Source organism: Aeromonas sp. MdU4, from assembly GCF_041929505.1.
GTDB lineage: Bacteria > Pseudomonadota > Gammaproteobacteria > Enterobacterales > Aeromonadaceae > Aeromonas.
The window spans coordinates 51,198-68,881 of the sequence record NZ_JBHFMW010000024.1; the positions used below are offsets into that span (position 1 = coordinate 51,198).

Below are 17,684 nucleotides of genomic sequence, written 5' to 3' on the forward strand. Positions count from 1 at the left end.
GTTAACGGCGTCGGCCAGGTAAACAAGGCGCGTCCATCCGGACGCGCCTTTTTGCTGATCAGTTGTTGGCCGATGGTTGGTTTAGCTTGGCCTTTCGTGGCAAGCAGGCATAAAAAAGGATGGCGTCACGCCATCCTTTTTCGTTGTGCTCATGCTGCTGCCAGCAGAGCGGTCGCGCCTGGCTTAGGCCTTTTTCAAGTAGGCGGCAACCAGTACGATCTGCACGCCGTTGACCTTGCCTTCGATATGGAGCGGGTTGTTGGTCAGACGGATGCCTTTGACTAGGGTGCCACGCTTGGCGGTGAAACCGGCGCCTTTCACGTCCAGATCCTTGATCAGAGTGACGGAGTCGCCCTCTTGCAGCACGGCGCCGTTGGAGTCAACGGTCGGTGTGCTGTCGTCATCTTCATCAGCCACACCGGCCTCGGCCCACGCCTTGGCTTCGTCTTCCATGTACATCATGTCCAGCAGATCCTGAGCCCACACCTCACCCTTGCCGGAGAGTGCTTTCAGCTGGCGCCATGCCATCACCTGCACTGCAGGCACCTGGCTCCACATGCTGTCGCTCAGGCAACGCCAGTGGTTGACCACCAAGGTATCCGGTTGTTCCAGCTGACCACGGCAGGTGTCACAGATGGCAACGCTGTGATCATCGTCGCTGGCGGGGGAGTGAGGCACCACGAAGGCGGTCAGCGCCTGCTCGGCGCTGCACAGTTCACACTTGGCGCCCGCGCGCGCTTGCAGAATGGCGTTGATGGTCATGTTGTTGGTCCCATAGCTAGTGGTAAAGCGACCCGCGTTGGCGGGGCGCGTGAAAGAGGGGGCGGAATATAGCATAAAACCCCGTACTTTGTCAGGTCTGCCCTTGGTCACCGGGTTGGCGGTGTTGTCGTGCGGTGCTTATTGCTAGGTATTGAAGGGTGCAATTTGAAGTGGGATCGCTAGAATGAGCCTCTTTTTTGACTGCAAGGCAGGGGCATTCGTGCTGGCTCAACGTTTTCAACAACTGGATCGACTGCTCACCCGCTACCGACGCTGGTGGCAATATCAGCCATATCATCATCTGACCATGGCCTTTGCCGATGAGGCGCCCGATCTGGCGGTGCAGCTCAATGGGCTGACTCTGACCCAGTTGGCGGAGCTCGATGCGGATATGGATGCGCTCAGTAGCCTGCTCGCGCCCTGGATTGCCAAGGGGGCCGAGTTGCAGCAACTTAGCCAGCTTGCCCCATTTACCCCGGATCCTATCACCTGCAGCAAGGAGATGGCGCTGCATATGCCGGGGCGCAAGCAGGCCCAGATTGAGTCGTTTGCCGCCTGTCTGCCTGCCCATCAGGGCCCCTATCTGGAGTGGTGTGCCGGCAAGGGCCACCTCGGGCGGCTGGTGTCGCTCCATCGACAGGCCCCCATCTTGAGTCTTGAGCTGCAAGGGCAGCTCTGCGACGAAGGGCGGCTGCTGGCCGAGCGGGATGGTGCCAATATGACCTTTACCTGCGCCGATGCTTTTGCGCCCGAGTCGGTGGCGCTGATTGCCCCCGAACATCACGCCATGGCTCTTCATGCCTGCGGCGAGCTGCACACCCATCTGCTGGAGCGAGTGGCCGAGCGCAGTGCCAGCGGCGTGACCATTTCTCCCTGTTGTTATCACCTGATCCGTACCAGCCACTATCGCCCGCTGTCGGCAGCGGCCAACGCCAGCGAGCTGGTGTTGAGCAAGGCGGATCTCAAGCTGCCACTGCAGGAGACGGTGACCGGCGGTGCGCGGATCGCCCGTCTGCGGGAGCAGGAAGTGGTGTGGCGGCTCGGGTTTGACTGCCTGCAGCGGCAGGTGCGTGGGGGGGATGAGTATCTGCCGGTGCCCAATATGCAAAAAAGTTTGCTGACCGGCACGTTCGAGGCATTCTGCGGCTGGGCGGCAGAGCGCAAGGGCATTACCTTGCCTGCCGCGCTCGACTATCCCGCCTTTTTGGCACAAGGGGAGCGCCGCTTTGGCGATGTCGCCCGGATGGAGCTGGTGCGTCACCTGTTTCGCCGTCCCCTCGAGATCTGGCTGGCGCTGGATCGAGCGCTATTCCTGCAAGAGCAGGGTTATCGGGTCGAAGTGGGGGAGTTCTGTGCCAAACCCATGACCCCGCGCAATATCCTGATCCGCGCCGTGCGCAAGTAATCTTCCGGCTTGCAGTGTGGCGCACGTTTTAGCTGCTCAATGGCGATGTCATTGAGGTGTGCCGCATACGGATACCACCTTGTGCTGAAGTACGGTAAGGTTAACCCCCTGTACCAGCTCAATATAAGGAGAAGGTCATGAGAGGCGGTTGTCATTGCGGGGCCATTCGATATGAGGTGCTGGCAGTACCTTTTGCGGCTGATTTTTGCCACTGCCGGGATTGCCAGCAAACCACGGGCGCTCCTGTGGCTGCCTGGATGGATTTTCGGGTGGAACAGGTGCAATGGTTGCGTGGCACGCCGACGGAATATGCCTCGTCAGATGTCATCCGGCGTGGGTTTTGCGCAACGTGCGGCTCGACCCTCAGTTATCGCAGCACCCAATATCCTGATTATCTGACCCTAGCCATCGCATCCCTCGATAACCCCGCGGCGGTTGCACCTACCTATCACATCTATACCGATAGCCAGCTGCCCTGGCTGCGGCTCTCGGACGAGCATCCCCGCTATCCCAAAGGGAAGTAAGCCCCGTGAAGTAAGCCCCGTATAGTTAAGATGCGTGGATTGCTCCTGCCCATCATTTGAGTGATGACCAGAAAGAGAGTCAATCATGGGTTAGTGCGGTGAATTTGGGGAAAAAATGAGGCCCCGTTTCAGGGGCCTGCCAGTTTAAAGAGTCAGCACTTAATTTGTGATGAAGGTGCGCCTCACCAGCGCGCACCCTCCTTGGCAGAACACGGGTAACACACTCGGAGTTTACGATTTAAGTGCGTAGTGAATGGAATCCATGATCGGCTGATAGCCGGTGCAACGGCAGATATTGCCCTCCAGTGCATCTTTAATCTGTTCATCGGTCGGATGCGGCTCTTTCTCCAGCAGTGCCGTGGTGCTGACCAATACTCCCGGCGTGCAGAAACCACACTGCACGCCGCCTTGTTCGACGAAGGCCTTCTGCAGTTTTTGGGCCACGGGATTATCATTTAGCCCCTCAAGGGTCGTTATTTCCGCATCGTGGCACTGCTCTGCCAGTACCAGACAAGAGCAAACCGCATCACCGTTCATAATGACCGTGCAGGCCCCACACTCGCCAACTGCACAGCCCTCTTTGGTGGCAGTCAGGTGCAGCTGGTCGCGCACCAGATCCAGCAGTCGCATGTTGCCCTTCACTCTGGTTTCAACCAGTTGACCGTTTACCTTTATTTTAATTGTGCTCATCATGCCTCCCTCAATGGGTTATCCCGCCCGATTTATAATGATTGACCGAATGTCTGCTGCGCCCGGGTCATCATGTCACGGAACATATTGACAAAAACCGGCTGCTTATAGGCTGCAGACCAGCGCGTGCCGATGGCGTCATATATCTGCGCATCCAGCACCTTGCAGGCACGCTCGATCGCCTCTTTATTCAGTGGATGTCCCAGCAGACAATGTTCAACATCCGTCAGGCGCTGAGGCTTGCTGAACAAGGCGCCATCGACCAGACGGCAATAATTCACCTTGCCTTCTCCATCACATTCCAGCAGGGCGGTCAGGCTCTGACGGGTAATGTTCAGAGCATTGCGCCGACCAAGCTGGTGATAGAAAGCCTTCGCATGAGGCTGTTGTGGCGGTGGCAGAATCACGCGGGTTAACAACTCGTCTGGTTGACGTTGCGTTTTGTAGCCCGAGAGCAAAAATTCAGCCAGCGGCATGATCCGCGTTCCCTTGTGTGAGCGCAGCTCAATGCGGGCATCGTAAATGATGGATGGCGGGATCGAATCACCACAGGGGGCCGCGTTCACGATATTGCCGCCAATGGTGGCGCGGTTGCGGATCTGGTGCGATCCGACGGTGTGACAGGCCTGAACCAGCAGCGGATACCGCTCACGGATCAACGGATGCTCGGTAATACGGTTGAAAGTAACTGCCGCTCCGATATTGATTTCATGAGTCTGCACATCTTCAAATATCGTCATTAACTCGGGCAGGCTGGAGATATCCACCAACTTCATTGGCCGGGTTTGTATCCTTCCCTGCACGATAACATCCGTTCCGCCAGCAATGGCCGATACGCCATCCGCAGCAATCAAGGTTAATGCGTCCTCCAGATCCCTGGGTCTGGTCACGGCGATATCTGTCAGACGCAGAACCTGTTTCTTGTTGGCGGCCTCAAGCATCATCTCGCTCTGCCGGGCCGGTTTTTTCAGGTTGTAGCCGAGAATGACCTGTTCCAGCGTCAATGGCAGTTTATAAAAGCGCGTTGCCATGGCGAAACTCACCGCATTGTTAATGGCTGCGGCCGCCAGCTCGGTCGCGGGTTCACCAATACCTTTTGCGCCAAATGGTCCGGCAATATCCGGGTTCTCTACGCCAATGACCGTGATGGGCGGGATATCCTTGATGGTTGGCAGCAGATAGCTATCGAAGTTCTCCGATTTAACTTTGCCGTGCTCAATATTGAAATCTTCCAGCAGCGCATAACCAAAGCCTTGCGCGACGCCACCGCTGACCTGACCTTCAAAACCGACGGGATTGAGGACTTGCCCGACATCGTGAGCGGCAGTGACATGCAACAGATCGGTTTTTCCCGTGCTGATATTGACCCGCACTTCAGCGACCTGACAGCCGTACACCCAGGTGAAATAGGGGTTGCCGCACCCTTTTTCTTCATCCCACTGGATGGGGGGAGGGACAAACCAGCCATATTCATTCAGGCTGACACTGGCCCACTTGGTCTTGTTCACCGCTTGTTTGAAATCAATGCGCCGGTTTTCATCATGCTTGTTGATGATAAATCCATCTTGCCAGCGGGTATCGGCAAGGACCCTGGTGCCAATGCTGTCACCAATTATGCCGAGAATACGCTGTTTAATCTTCGCTGCTGCATCCAGAATGGCGCCGCCACCCACTATGGTGCCTCGGGTCGCCGCTGTTGAGCCGCCGTCACCGATCACTGATGTAGGGGGTTCGAAAAAGTGGATATCAGCCATCCCGATCCCGAACGCTTCTGCAGCAATCAGGGACATAGTAGTTTGCAGTCCTTGGCCATTTTCCGAAACGGACGTCGAGATATTTACGCTACCGTCTTCGTTGACCTGAATGAGTGCTGTTGAGGTATCTACACCCTCTGCACCGATAGAGCAGCCGCGATAACTTAATGCCAGGCCAATACCATAGCGATACTCGCCACCCTTCTGATTAAGGGCATGGTAATGCTCGCGTTTGGCCATAAACTCGGCGCTGGTTGTTGCTTTGTTGAGAACCTCAAGGGCAGAAACGGTGTGGTTGTCAAATACCTGGCCGGTAATTGAGGTGTCGCCTTGACGCAGTGCGTTAATCTCGCGGATGGTCACTGGCGACATATTCATATAATCGGCGATTTCATCCATAAATGATTCGTTGGCATAAACCACTTGGGGGGAGCCGAAGCCGCGCATCGCGGAGGTGTAACTGTTGTTGGTATAAATCGCTTTGACATCGATGTGTACATTCGGAATGTTGTATGGCCCCGCGGCCTGCACCGAAGAGCGCCAGGTCACAAAAGGTGATGATGCGGCATAGCCGCCACTGTCCGCCAAGATATCAATCTTCATCGCGAGGATATGGCCATCCTCGTCCAGTCCGGCTTTATATTTCATTTTGTAAGGGTGGCGCTTACAGCTTTCGATAATCGACTGTTCGCGGTTGTAGGCAAATTTAATCGGTCGGCCAGTGAGCTGAGTCATCAGTGCTGAGCGGCATGCCAGGTGGTCGATAATGTCATCTTTGCCACCAAAGGAGCCGCCCATCACGGCACGCTTGATATTGATGTGGCTTTGCGGGCAGCCCATGAAAGTTGCGACAAAACTCCGTACCCGATGCGGGTTTTGTATCGAACCAGATATAACAAGGCTGCCATCAGTGGGGTCTAACCAGCTAAGTACCACTTCAGGTTCAATATAGGCGTGTTCCTGAAAGCCAACTTCATACTCGCGTTCGATGATATGACTGGCGTTCGCAAACCCGTTGTCGACATCGCCTTTAAGTGTGTGGTGATGGGCCGCAATGTTATCGTTTCGGTCCGGGTGGATCTTCCTTGCATCCGGGGCCATGGCCATTTCAATATCCGTGAGCGGTGTATAGGGCGTATAGCGGACATGAATTTTATCAGCAGCCTCACACGCTGCCTCGTAACTGGTGGCAGCAACAACTGCGATAACATCGCCGTGGAATACCACTTCATCTTTTACTATCGGCAGATAATCTTTGACGATAATTCCGACCACTGGCGTACCCGGTACATCTTGCCAAGTCGCGATTTTTACTACGCCATCAACCGCCAATGCTTCGCTGAGATCCAGGTGTTCAATTTTACCTGCAGGAATGTCGGCATAGCGGCAGATCCCGTACAGCATGCCCGGCAGAGTAATATCATCACCATAAATAGCTGTTCCTTTGACTTTCGCCACGCCATCTACACGTCCTTGCGACGCTGAGCGTAAAGCACACATAGCATTCCCCTTATTGCTATCTGGATTGGCAAATCCAGGTTTATAACGTGAATGTATTGTTAATGGCTCCCGTCAAAATGAATGCTGAATTAGCAGTGTCGTAGTGGAGCCAATTTAGTGGTCGGTGTTCCTGTTCAAGCTGTTGGTTTTTTGCAATGACATAAACTAGCCATAAACAGCCTGAAAAGTCATCAATTTAAATAAAAAAACAAACATTGCAAGACTGTGATGCTGACAGTTTCGGTTTACCTAAACCCCATGCATGTGAGAACTGTGCTAAGTGGGGATAAATATGACTATCGAAATTTCTCTACGCCTTACCTAGCATTTTAATGAAAGTAAAATTGGGAAATTACATATTTCCTGTTTTTGGGCATGAGTCCACTGTGCGTGCATGAGTGGCGATGTCTTCAATATGGAGTAGCAACGTGTAGACTGCATGACGGGGATGTTTGGTTATGGTGCTGCTTGGCGTTTTCAATTTTGACAGTACGCTAGTTACAGTGGGGAGATATCAGAAAAGATGATGCAATGAACCCTGAGTGGGAAAAGGGAGGTAAGTGACCAAGTCACATTCTCTTGAAATATGAAGAGTTATTTCAAGGATGCACACCTTGATAGTTGTCATCTCACATTACTGAGGGGATTTGTGAAGTTAACATCGCTCTATTGCTGTTAGTCAGGCTTGTAACGTCAGCGTCTATTATTTCATAGGGGCGAGTTCTGGCTAAAAGTTGCAATATAGTCAAAATCCAGACGTCGGCATAATCGAGAATGACATTTGATTCAATGGTTTATTTTCAATCCGTGTGAAACTTCGCATGATATGAATAATAGTGGGGTTGCTTGAATAGTCAAATCCGCATTATGTGAGCAGTCAAAGTCAAAATGGTTATCAAAATGGAACCATTTATCAAAAATTTATCAAAATGGAATGATTTATCAAAGTGGAATCAAGGGATGAGGTTTGTGCCTGTCGCTCACGGAGGGCAAAAAACAAAAGTACTTGCAGGTTTTTGTAAATGATGAATGGCAATGACGCTATTTTTATTTCGTTCTCGCGAATTACTCCTGCTGCTTGTGACTAATTTCACAAACATTATTGTCGGTAATCTATATGGTCATGTTTGGCACACTTCGCGCATGCTCTGTTTTGTTTGCGTAAATTGCTGATGGCAATGTCAGCCTTGGCAGGTTATGGCTTATCAATCATAACCCCAGGCCTGTCAGTACAATAAATAAACAGATGTCTTACAGGAGACAACCAGCTCATGAAGGATACCACTCAGGCATCACGTAACACATCAACCGCACCGGTTGATGAAGTCTTGCCTCTCACACAAATGTTTCTTTATGGTCTTCAGCATGTGTTGGTGATGTATGCAGGCTCCGTGGCCGTTCCCCTATTGGTAGGCAGTGCGGTGGGTCTCCCTCGTGAACATATTATTTTATTGATCAGCGCCGATTTGTTTATCTGCGGTGCCGCAACCATCATTCAGTCAATTGGTATCAGGCAGTGGCTTGGATGCCGGCTACCACTGATCCAGGGTTGTACCTTTGCTGCCCTGGTTCCCATGATGCTTATTGGTAAACAATATGGGCTAAGCGGGATCTCCGGTGCTGTGATTGTCTCTGGTGTTTTTATCATTTGTTGTGCCCCATGGATCAGCAAAATGCTCCGGTTCTTCCCAAAAGTGGTCATGGGCGGCATTGTTACCCTGATAGGACTATCGATAATGCCCGTTGCCGGTGGCTGGATCGGGGGCGGGTCCAGCGATATGCAGGGTTTTGGTGAGCTTTTTTCCTTGCTGATGGCGGTCATTACCCTCGCCATTATTCTCACTATTTACACCTTTGCGTCCGGCGTGGTTAAAAATACCTCGGTGCTGATTGGCCTTATCATTGGCACCGTGTTGTGGGGCTGCTTTAGACCCCTCGATTTTAACCTTGTCCACGCCTCACCGTGGTTCCATCTACCACAGGCATTTCCGTTTGCAACACCCGAGTTTCATATTGTTCCCATCGCGGTGCTCTCGATGGTGATGGTGGTGGTGATGGTGGAAACCATGTCAACAATGATGGCGATTGGAGACATGGTGGGCAAGACGGTTGATACCAAAATGCTGCGCAACGGGCTTAACACCTGCGGACTGGGCACACTGATCTGTGGCTTATTCAACTTGTTCCCCTATGCCTCGTTTGCACAAAACGTCGGGCTCATAGGTCTTACCGGGGTGCGCAGCCGCTTTGTGGTGACCGCATCCGGCATCATTCTGATGTTGATGGGCATCCTCGCCAAAATGGCCGCATTGGTTGTGTTGATCCCAAAACCTGTGCTCGGAGGCGCGGGTATTGTCATGTTTGGGATGGTGGCGGTCTCGGGGGTGCGCACACTGGGACAGGTCAATTATCGCAATAATAATAACGGCATGGTCGTTGCCTTAACGCTAGGAATTGGCTTGATGCCGGTAGTGGTCCCCAATCTGTTCAACCAGTTCCCGCCAATGATGCAGCTTTTTTTACACAGCGGAATCACCATTGGCACCCTGACGGCCATCGTCGCGAATCTGATGTTGAACGGCAGAGTACCATTTAAGGCCTCTGAAGCATTGACACCTGATCCCCTGCCGCCGACTGCGGCTGCCCGTAGCATGGCGGTCAGGACGGTCAGGATGTGGCTGTTGCTGCGCAAAGTGAATAAAGAGCAGTCGCAGCAGGATTGATGCCTATTTTATCCTGCCCGGGTGGGGCAATGCGTAAGAGCATTGCTCCTTCACACCCTGTTTTCCCAAAGGGAATATAGCCTGCAAGTTGTAGGGAGCTAATGGTGTCCGCCATGGTGGAGACACAAGCCAATGCCGAAGGGCATCGCGGTCATCCTGTTGAGAGCAAGACACAAGGAGCGGTGATGAAGGGACATTGTCTATGTGGCGGGATTGAGGTGTCAGCCGGTGAGCACAAGGAGGTGGGTCTTTGCCACTGCAGCACTTGTCGGCGTTGGTCGGGAGGGCCCCAGTTTGCGGTGCACTGCGGTAAAGAGGTGTATTTTAGCGGACTCACCCCGGTAGCCTATCGTTCCTCGGAGTGGGCGGAGCGAGGTTTTTGTCCTACCTGCGGCACCCATCTTTTTTATCATCTGTTGCCAACCGATGAATACATAGTGCCGGTCGGCCTATTTCAGACCGAATCCTTCCAGTTGGTCAACCAGATCTTCATCGATGAGAAGCCTGATTTCTACGAGCTAAAAAACGAAACACCTACCCTGACCGGCCAGCAGGCGTTCGAGCTGTTTGCACCCAAGTCGTGAGAACGGTGCGAGGTGGTGAGGGGATAGGCGGCAATCAATAAAAGGAAGGTGCAATGCAGCTTGTGGTGATCCGCCATGGCGAGACACAAGCCAATGCCGAAGGGCGTTATCAGGGGGCGTTGGATATCGGGCTCAACGAGTGCGGCGTGCGGCATATCGCCCGGTTGGCTGAGGAGATGGCGGCCAGCCAGGCTCCGTTCGATCGGTTACTGGCTTCGCCGCTGCAGCGAACCAGAGAGAGCGCCGCGATCTTCGCTCGCCAGTTGGATTTGCCTGTGCAACTGGCTCCCGCCTTTCGTGAGCGGCATGTTGGTCTGTTTGAGGGATTGACTCAGGCAGAGGCGAAAGCGCGTTATCCCGAGCTGTGGGCCCGCAATATTACCCGGCTCTGGACGGAAGCCCCTCCCGGTGGTGAGACCCTGGATGAGGTGATTGCCCGGGTATCACAGGGGCTGGTCGAACTGGCCACAGCTGCGCAGGGTGAGCGGGTGCTGCTGGTGGCACATGGGGTCGTTGCCAAAGTGATCCGTGCCGTGACGAGTGCAGGTTTTGCGGATTTTTTTACCTGGCAGCTGCACAACGGCGGCATGCTCTCCGTGAGTTTGCCAGCACCTCTGGCAACGGATCTGTTACTGCCTTTTCGGCGTCCTGCCTTGCCTGAAATACCGCGGGATTGAATCCGCCATGGTGCCTTTGGTCACCCTTAGCAAGCCACGTTTGCCATCGGGTTATTTCATGGTTTTTGCATTGTCGTTTGGTGGTGAACGGCCGGTGGCTGGTGGGGCTGAAAGGGAGAACACCCTGTGGCAGCAGATCGGAATTATTTCACCAGTGCAAAAGAATCGGCTTGGTGTGTTACATCAGTGAAACAGTGTGCATATCAGGGGTTGTTAAAAAGAGCCACGTCACCTTGGGTGGCGTGGCTCCGATCTATCGATGACAGGGCTGATATGCAAAGGCGGCAAGGAGCAGGGCAGGGGAGTCTGCCATCAGGTCGGTTCCGGCTCCTCCTTGCGGCAGCAGTTTCGCCCCTGTTTTTTGGCCAGATAGAGGGCGGTATCGGCCCGTCTTACCATCTTCTCCACGCTATCGTGCGGGCCTTTGCTGGAGCTGATCCCTATGCTGATGGTGAGGGAAACCTCAAGTGCACCGGATAGTGCATGGCGGGCTGACTCCACCGCCAGTCTGACCCGCTCGGCGCTGGCCCAGGCTAACTCCAGCGAGGTCTCTGGCAGCAGCACGATAAACTCTTCGCCCCCCCAGCGCCCCAGCATGTCCACTTCCCGCAGCTGTTTGCCGATCCGGTTGACCAGACTCAGGATTGCTTGATCCCCCTGCTGATGGCCAAAGGTGTCGTTGACCTCCTTGAAGTGGTCGATATCGATCATCAGCAGGCTCATAGTGTGACCAAAACGCTGGCAGCGCTGCATCTCGGCGTTGACCAGCTCGTCGAAACGGCGCCGGTTGGCAATGTGAGTCAAAGGATCCGTGGTGGCGGCGACCTTCAACTCCTCCACCAGTCTTGCCCGCTCCGAGATATCCCGCAAGATGGCGGTCATCTCGGTGGTCGGGCCCAGATTGATCTTGGCGATGGTCACCTCCAGCGGGAATTCGCTGCCATCGCGGCGCAATCCCATGACCGAGGCGCGGGCATGCATCGGGCGTGAATTGATGGGGGAGTTGCTGAAGGCCTTGAAATAGGTTTCGTGATTGGCGCGAAAACGCTGGGGCAGCAGGGTTTCCAGCCGTTTGCCGAGATAACTTTCGTCGATCCCGAACATCTCGCAGGCAGCGGTATTGATAAGCTCGATGCGCGATTCGCTGCTGACGCTGATGATGCCGTCATAGGCGGAGTTGACCACCGCTTCGAAGCGGCGGCGACTGGTGGTGAGTGCCTCTTCCAGCTGCTTCTTGGCGGTGATGTCGATGGCGGTAACGATGATCCGGGTAATGCGGTGCTGCTCGGGAATGATGGGGGAGAGCACAAAGCGCCACCAGCTGGTGCGCGACAGGCTGTCGATGGGCAGTTCGCTCTCGAGCCCGGTCTGCAGGCGCACGCACTCGTGCATGGGCGGCTCGATGGTATTGGTAATGTAGCGGGGAAACATCTCGCTCAGCTGTTTGCCAATACTACCAAGGACATCCAGCTCGAATGCCTTGGCAAAGGTATCGTTGGCTGAGACCAGCATAAAGTGATCATCCTTGTCGAGGCTGAACACCGCCACGGCGGCGCCGATGGCGTCGAGGGATGACTTTATGTCAGCATGGGAACCCTGTGTAAACATGCGACCTCCACGGCGAATAACATATTGATATTCAGTATAGTGTGGTCGTTTGGCTAACTACTCTTCGATATCCAGCAACACCAGAATGGCGCTGTCGCCGCCCCATTCGCGGGGAGCCTGATGGAAGGCGCGCACATTGGGGTGCTGGGCCAGCCAGCTGGGAATGCGCTGCTTGAGAATATGTTTGCCGATGCCGTGCATTACCGAGGCGACGTGAATGTTCTCTTTTTGGCAGAGGGTGAGCAGGGCGGCCAGCTCCTGTTTTGCTTGCTGCTGGTTCATGCCGTGCAGATCCAGGTAGATCTCCGGCGGATAAATGCCCCGCTTGAGCTTTTTCAGCTCAAATTTTGACACATCTTCCCGCACGTAACGGGTCGGCCCATCGTCATCGAGATGGGGTTGATACTCATCGCTGAAATAGTGGTCAACCCCAAGCTTTTCGCGGGTTTCGCGCAATTCGCGTTTCTGCTTGACCGGGCGTAACTCGGCCCTTATGGTATCTTGCTTGATTTTCCGGGTACCTTTTATCGCATCGCGGAACAGCAGGGTTTCCTCGTCTGTTGGTGAGGGCGTTTTTTTCATCAGATGCTCATTTATTAGGTATGCGTCTTGCCCGCTACGTAAGTTGGGCTCGGGCCGGATATTACTCGACTTGGAGGTGGATTTGGACAAGATATTTATCGATGAGGTGGTTGCCGAGATGCACACCATCCAGGACATGTTGCGTTGGGCCATGAGTCGTTTCAACGACGCCGGGATTTTTTACGGTCATGGAACCGACAACGCCTGGGATGAAGCTGTGCAGCTGGTACTGCCCGCGTTACATCTGCCACCGGATGTAGACCCGGCCATGCGCCACTCCCGTCTCACCAGCAGCGAGCGTCACCGTATCGCCGAGCTGATTATCCGCCGCGTACAGGAGCGGGTACCTGCCGCGTACCTGACCAACAAGGCCTGGTATGCCGGTTGGGAGTTCTACGTGGACGAGCGGGTGCTCATTCCCCGTTCCCCCATTGCCGAGATGGTCGCCAACCGTTTCGCGCCGTTCCTCAAAGAGGAACCGACCCGGATCATGGACTTGTGCACCGGTTCCGGCTGCATCGCCATCATCATGGCCCACGAGTTCCCGGAAGCGGAAGTGGATGCCATCGACATCAGCATCGATGCGCTGAACGTGGCCGAGCGCAACATCAACGATCACGGGCTGGAGCAGCAGGTCATTCCGATCCGCTCCGATCTGTTCCGCGATCTGCCGGCAGGTGACAAGTACGATCTCATCGTCTCCAACCCGCCCTATGTGGACTCCGAAGATATGTCGGATCTGCCGGACGAGTTCCGTCACGAGCCCGAGCTGGCGCTGGCATCCGGCTCCGATGGTCTCAAGCTGACCAAGCGTCTGCTGGCCAATGCCGCCGACTTCCTCAAGGATAACGGGGTGCTGGTGGTGGAAGTGGGCAACAGCATGATCCATCTGGAAGCCCAGTTCCCCGAGGTTCCCTTCACCTGGGTTGAGTTCGAAAACGGCGGTCACGGCGTCTTTGTGATGACCCGTGAAGAGCTGGTGCAGTATCAGGATCATTTCGCCATCTACAAGAACTAAGCAGGAGCGCGCATGGCAGGGAACAGTTTTGGCCAACTTTTTCGAGTCACCACCTTTGGTGAGAGCCACGGCCTGGCGCTGGGCGCTGTGGTCGATGGTTGCCCGCCGGGGCTGGAGATCAGCGAGGCGGATCTGCAGGGAGACTTGGATCGGCGCAAGCCGGGCACCTCCCGCTACACCACGCCACGTCGCGAACCGGATGAGGTGAAGATCCTCTCCGGGGTGTTCGAGGGCAAGACCACCGGCACCTCCATCGGGCTGCTCATCGAGAATACCGATCAGCGCTCCAAGGATTACTCCGACATCAAGGATCTGTTCCGGCCGGGTCACGCTGACTACACCTATCACCAGAAGTATGGTCAGCGTGACTATCGTGGCGGCGGCCGCTCTTCTGCCCGCGAAACTGCGATGCGGGTGGCGGCGGGGGCCATTGCCAAGAAGTACCTGAAACAGGTGCACGGCATCGAGATCACCGGTTTCCTCTCCCAGCTTGGCCCCATCAAGGCCGAGGCGTTCGACGCGGCGCAGATTGAGCAGAACCCCTTCTTCTTCCCCGATGCGGGCAAGCTGGAAGCGCTTGATCAATATATGCGTGACCTGAAAAAAGAGGGCAACAGCATTGGCGCCAAGGTGCAGGTCATTGCCAGCAATGTGCCGGTGGGCCTCGGTGAGCCGGTGTTCGACCGCCTCGACGCCGACATTGCCCATGCCATGATGGGCATCAATGCGGTCAAAGGGGTGGAGATCGGCGACGGGTTCGCGGTGGTGGAGCAAAAAGGCTCCGAGCATCGCGACGAGATGACCCCGGCAGGCTTTGCCAGCAACCATGCGGGCGGCATTCTGGGTGGTATCTCATCCGGTCAGGATATCGTGGTCAGCATGGCGCTCAAGCCGACCTCCAGCATTACTGTGCCTGGCAAGACGATCAATACCGAGGGCGAAGCTATAGAGATGATCACCAAGGGTCGCCATGATCCTTGCGTCGGCATCCGCGCCGTGCCTATCGCCGAAGCCATGCTGGCACTGGTATTGATGGATCACCTGCTGCGCCATCGTGCCCAGAATCAGGGTGTGCTGACCCAGACGCCACAACTGCGTTGATCGGCATAACGGCTAATCAGCTGATCAAACGTTGATTGGCCAGAATGAGAAAGGCGACCTTCGGTCGCCTTTCTTGTTTTTATCCGGTATCGGGCATGAACGCCGGATCATGGCTGGTGGCTTATCAGCTGATCAGACGCCTGCGGAGCGGCATCAAGACGACAAGTAGGGAGCACAAACTGGCGGTCGTTTTTGGGCAGGGCGCTGATGGCCTGGTTGATCGCTGTCATCTGTTCATTGTTGATACTGGTGTTGGCAAACATCAGAGTGACTGGCTGGTTTTGTAGCAGGAGCTGGCAGCTGATTTCCCCTTCGGCTCCCAGTTGTGTCAGCCGCTCGCGGGCATATTGCCACTCCATGATGATGCCATCCAGACGATGGGCCTGCAGCAGTTCGAACAGTTTGTCCTCCTTGTTGTACTCTGTGGCTCTCTTGAGGGTCGGGCACTCTTCCATCTGCGGGGTTGGACTAATACCGCGCAGCTTGCCCAGTCTGAGTTCCGTGTCGTGGCAGAATTTGGAGTATGAATCGAGTTGTGGCCAGAGATTGCGCTGACCTGAAACAGGGTTGTGGCTCAGCAGGACATAGGCGTTTTGGCGATAGGGCATCGAATAGCGGGCATATTGCAGGTGTTTCGACAATGGCAGGGCGGCCATGATCACATCGATCTGATGATGTTTCACCTCAAGGAGCGATCGGGCCCAGGGCATTTCGCGAAATGTGGGGGTAAAACCGGCCTGGGTCAGGATTTGGCGCGTCAGGGTGACATCTACCCCTTCCAGTTGTCCCTTGCTGTTGAGCTGGCTGAAGGGGGGCCAGTGGCTCCAGGCCACGATCAGCGTCTGACTGGCTTGCAGGGCAGGGCTTAACAGCAGGATCAGCAGGCCAATCCATGTTGCCCATTTACCCCGGGTCGTGACATATCGCTTGCTCATAGGTAAACCTCACAATGACGTTTTGCCATTTCGGATCGCTGCATTTTGTGGTGGGTGTTTGTCGAATAAATATTATCTTTTCAGTTAATAGTGTGGTGTATGAATCACTTGTCAAAGGCATTGTTCGAAGGTTAGGAAAGGATATTTTCTGTTCGTGCTGGGAGGGGCATCACATTTTTCTCGTTTATCCCGGACAACTCCGTTAGACTGCGCCTCTATTCTTTCCCCTTTGCTCTGCTCCCCGGGGAAATCGTTGTTTTCTCAATAGGCCCAGATCTTGTGAGATGGCATCGGCTCAGCAGAGGAGCCCCACCACAAATCCCCGGCGCCACTATCCCTAGCAGGTAACTATGAGTTTTACTTCCCTCGGTCTGGCCGAACCCTTGTTGCGTGCCGTTGCCGAACAAGGCTACGACACCCCGTCTCCCATTCAGCAGCAAGCGATCCCCGCCGTTCTGGCTGGCCGCGATCTGATGGCGGCGGCCCAAACAGGGACCGGCAAGACCGCAGGCTTTACCCTGCCGATGCTGCAACGTCTGATGGAGAGCAAGCGCAAGGTTTCTCCGAACCGCATTCGTGCGCTGGTGCTGACCCCGACTCGCGAGCTGGCCGCCCAGGTGGGCGAGAGCGTGCGTAACTACGGCAAACACCTGCCGATGCGCAGCCACGTAGTGTTTGGTGGCGTGAGCATCAACCCGCAGATGATGGCGACTCGCCGTGGTCTGGACGTGCTGGTGGCCTGTCCTGGCCGCCTGATGGATCTCTACAACCAGAATGCCGTCAAGTTCGACGAAGTGGAGATCCTGGTACTGGACGAAGCGGACCGCATGCTCGACATGGGTTTTATCCGCGACATCCGCCGCATCCTGGCCCTGATGCCGAAGAAGCGCCAGAACCTGCTGTTCTCCGCGACTTTCGCCGACGAGATCCGCGAACTGGCCACCGGCCTCTTGGACAACCCGGCGGTGATCGAAGTTGCCCCGCGCAACAGCACCGCCGAGCGTATCGAGCAGCTGGTTCACCCCTGTGACAAGGCCAACAAGATCGGCCTGCTGAGCCATCTGGTGACCAGCAACAACTGGCAGCAGGTACTGGTGTTCACCCGTACCAAGCACATGGCTAACCGCGTTGCCGAGACCCTCGACAAGAACGGCGTCAGTGCTGCCGCCATCCACGGCAACAAGAGCCAGGGTGCCCGTACCCGCGCGCTGGCCGGTTTCAAGGATGGTAGCGTCAAGGTGCTGGTGGCGACCGATATCGCTGCCCGTGGTCTGGATATCGACAAGTTGCCGCAAGTGGTCAACTTCGAGCTGCCCAACGTGGCGGAAGATTACGTGCACCGTATCGGTCGTACCGGTCGTGCCGGTGCTGCCGGTCACGCCATCTCCCTGGTCGCGGCCGATGAAGGCAAGCTGATCAAGGCCATCGAGCGTCTGACCAAGCAGAACATCCCGTGCGAGCAGGTGGCCGGTTTTGAAGCTTCCCGCGAGACCCTCGACAACATCGCCCGTGGTATCGGCGCGCCGCTGCGCAAAGAGCCCCGCGATCCGAGCGAGCAGCGCCGTGCGCCGCGTCCGCAAGGTCAGGGCCAGCGTCAGGGTGCCGGTCGTTCTGCTTCCAATGGCAATGCTGGCGGTGCGCGTACCGGTAACGGTGGCAAGCCCAAGCCGCAAGGTGGTCAGCGTCCGGCTGATGGCGCAGGCAAACCGGCTCAGGCCCGTCGTCCCCGTCGCTCTACCCACAACCAGTAAGCGGCTCGGGAGCCTCGCTCCCCAGCTGATCGGTTGATCTAAAAAGCCCTGCCAATCTGGCAGGGCTTTT

Annotated in this window: 15 protein-coding genes; 9 read left to right on the top strand and 6 right to left on the bottom strand. The window is 55.5% G+C overall.

The window, feature by feature from the left end:
* Nucleotides 1-183: 183 nt before the first annotated feature.
* Complete coding sequence (locus ACE1BR_RS13815; RefSeq protein WP_076495620.1) at nt 184-762, bottom strand: PhnA domain-containing protein; 579 nt, start codon at nt 760-762, stop codon at nt 184-186.
* Between the two features lie 184 nt (nt 763-946).
* Between ACE1BR_RS13815 and ACE1BR_RS13820 the strand changes: the two genes are divergently transcribed.
* Both ACE1BR_RS13820 and ACE1BR_RS13825 read left to right on the top strand, forming a co-directional pair.
* Entirely contained in the window at nt 947-2,167 is a 1,221-nt protein-coding gene (locus ACE1BR_RS13820) for a methyltransferase (protein ID WP_374871190.1), read from the top strand.
* A 137-nt stretch (nt 2,168-2,304) separates the two neighbouring features.
* The gene (locus ACE1BR_RS13825; protein ID WP_374871192.1) at nt 2,305-2,691 is read left to right on the top strand and encodes a GFA family protein; all 387 of its coding nucleotides are present in this window, start codon (nt 2,305-2,307) and stop codon (nt 2,689-2,691) included.
* Nucleotides 2,692-2,922: 231 nt separating this feature from the next.
* Here ACE1BR_RS13825 and ACE1BR_RS13830 read toward each other — a convergent pair whose 3' ends face one another.
* Together ACE1BR_RS13830 and ACE1BR_RS13835 are read right to left on the bottom strand one after the other, a co-directional pair.
* Complete coding sequence (locus ACE1BR_RS13830; protein ID WP_374871194.1) at nt 2,923-3,381, bottom strand: (2Fe-2S)-binding protein; 459 nt, start codon at nt 3,379-3,381, stop codon at nt 2,923-2,925.
* A gap of 32 nt (nt 3,382-3,413) precedes the next feature.
* Nucleotides 3,414-6,593, bottom strand: coding sequence for a molybdopterin cofactor-binding domain-containing protein (locus ACE1BR_RS13835; RefSeq protein ID WP_374871196.1), 3,180 nt, complete (start codon nt 6,591-6,593; stop codon nt 3,414-3,416).
* A gap of 942 nt (nt 6,594-7,535) precedes the next feature.
* On the opposite strand from ACE1BR_RS13835, the gene ACE1BR_RS13840 reads away from it, so the two are divergent.
* From ACE1BR_RS13840 to ACE1BR_RS13855, 4 genes are all read left to right on the top strand, one after another.
* A complete protein-coding gene (locus tag ACE1BR_RS13840) occupies nt 7,536-7,661 on the top strand; it encodes a hypothetical protein (RefSeq protein WP_374871198.1) in 126 nt (41 codons plus the stop codon).
* Between the two features lie 245 nt (nt 7,662-7,906).
* Nucleotides 7,907-9,358 carry a nucleobase:cation symporter-2 family protein gene (locus ACE1BR_RS13845; RefSeq protein WP_374871200.1) on the top strand — a complete coding sequence of 484 codons (1,452 nt, stop codon included), beginning with the start codon at nt 7,907-7,909 and terminating at the stop codon, nt 9,356-9,358.
* 185 nt (nt 9,359-9,543) lie between these two features.
* A complete protein-coding gene (locus ACE1BR_RS13850) occupies nt 9,544-9,942 on the top strand; it encodes a GFA family protein (RefSeq protein ID WP_374871733.1) in 399 nt (132 codons plus the stop codon).
* Nucleotides 9,943-9,995: 53 nt separating this feature from the next.
* Complete coding sequence (locus tag ACE1BR_RS13855) at nt 9,996-10,619, top strand: histidine phosphatase family protein (RefSeq protein ID WP_374871202.1); 624 nt, start codon at nt 9,996-9,998, stop codon at nt 10,617-10,619.
* A 312-nt stretch (nt 10,620-10,931) separates the two neighbouring features.
* Here ACE1BR_RS13855 and ACE1BR_RS13860 read toward each other — a convergent pair whose 3' ends face one another.
* Together ACE1BR_RS13860 and smrB are read right to left on the bottom strand one after the other, a co-directional pair.
* Nucleotides 10,932-12,227, bottom strand: a complete 1,296-nt coding sequence (locus ACE1BR_RS13860) for a diguanylate cyclase (protein ID WP_374871204.1) — start codon at nt 12,225-12,227, stop codon at nt 10,932-10,934.
* Nucleotides 12,228-12,284: 57 nt separating this feature from the next.
* On the bottom strand, nt 12,285-12,809 hold the full coding sequence (smrB, locus tag ACE1BR_RS13865; protein ID WP_005333198.1) for an endonuclease SmrB: 525 nt from the start codon (nt 12,807-12,809) through the stop codon (nt 12,285-12,287).
* Nucleotides 12,810-12,891: 82 nt separating this feature from the next.
* On the opposite strand from smrB, the gene prmB reads away from it, so the two are divergent.
* Together prmB and aroC are read left to right on the top strand one after the other, a co-directional pair.
* Nucleotides 12,892-13,827, top strand: a complete 936-nt coding sequence (gene prmB, locus ACE1BR_RS13870) for a 50S ribosomal protein L3 N(5)-glutamine methyltransferase (RefSeq protein ID WP_374871205.1) — start codon at nt 12,892-12,894, stop codon at nt 13,825-13,827.
* A 12-nt stretch (nt 13,828-13,839) separates the two neighbouring features.
* Entirely contained in the window at nt 13,840-14,928 is a 1,089-nt protein-coding gene (gene aroC, locus ACE1BR_RS13875) for a chorismate synthase (protein WP_362816062.1), read from the top strand.
* 107 nt (nt 14,929-15,035) lie between these two features.
* Here aroC and ACE1BR_RS13880 read toward each other — a convergent pair whose 3' ends face one another.
* Nucleotides 15,036-15,863 carry a substrate-binding periplasmic protein gene (locus ACE1BR_RS13880; protein ID WP_374871208.1) on the bottom strand — a complete coding sequence of 276 codons (828 nt, stop codon included), beginning with the start codon at nt 15,861-15,863 and terminating at the stop codon, nt 15,036-15,038.
* Nucleotides 15,864-16,213: 350 nt separating this feature from the next.
* On the opposite strand from ACE1BR_RS13880, the gene ACE1BR_RS13885 reads away from it, so the two are divergent.
* The gene (locus ACE1BR_RS13885; protein WP_320546115.1) at nt 16,214-17,614 is read left to right on the top strand and encodes a DEAD/DEAH box helicase; all 1,401 of its coding nucleotides are present in this window, start codon (nt 16,214-16,216) and stop codon (nt 17,612-17,614) included.
* Nucleotides 17,615-17,684: the final 70 nt, after the last annotated feature.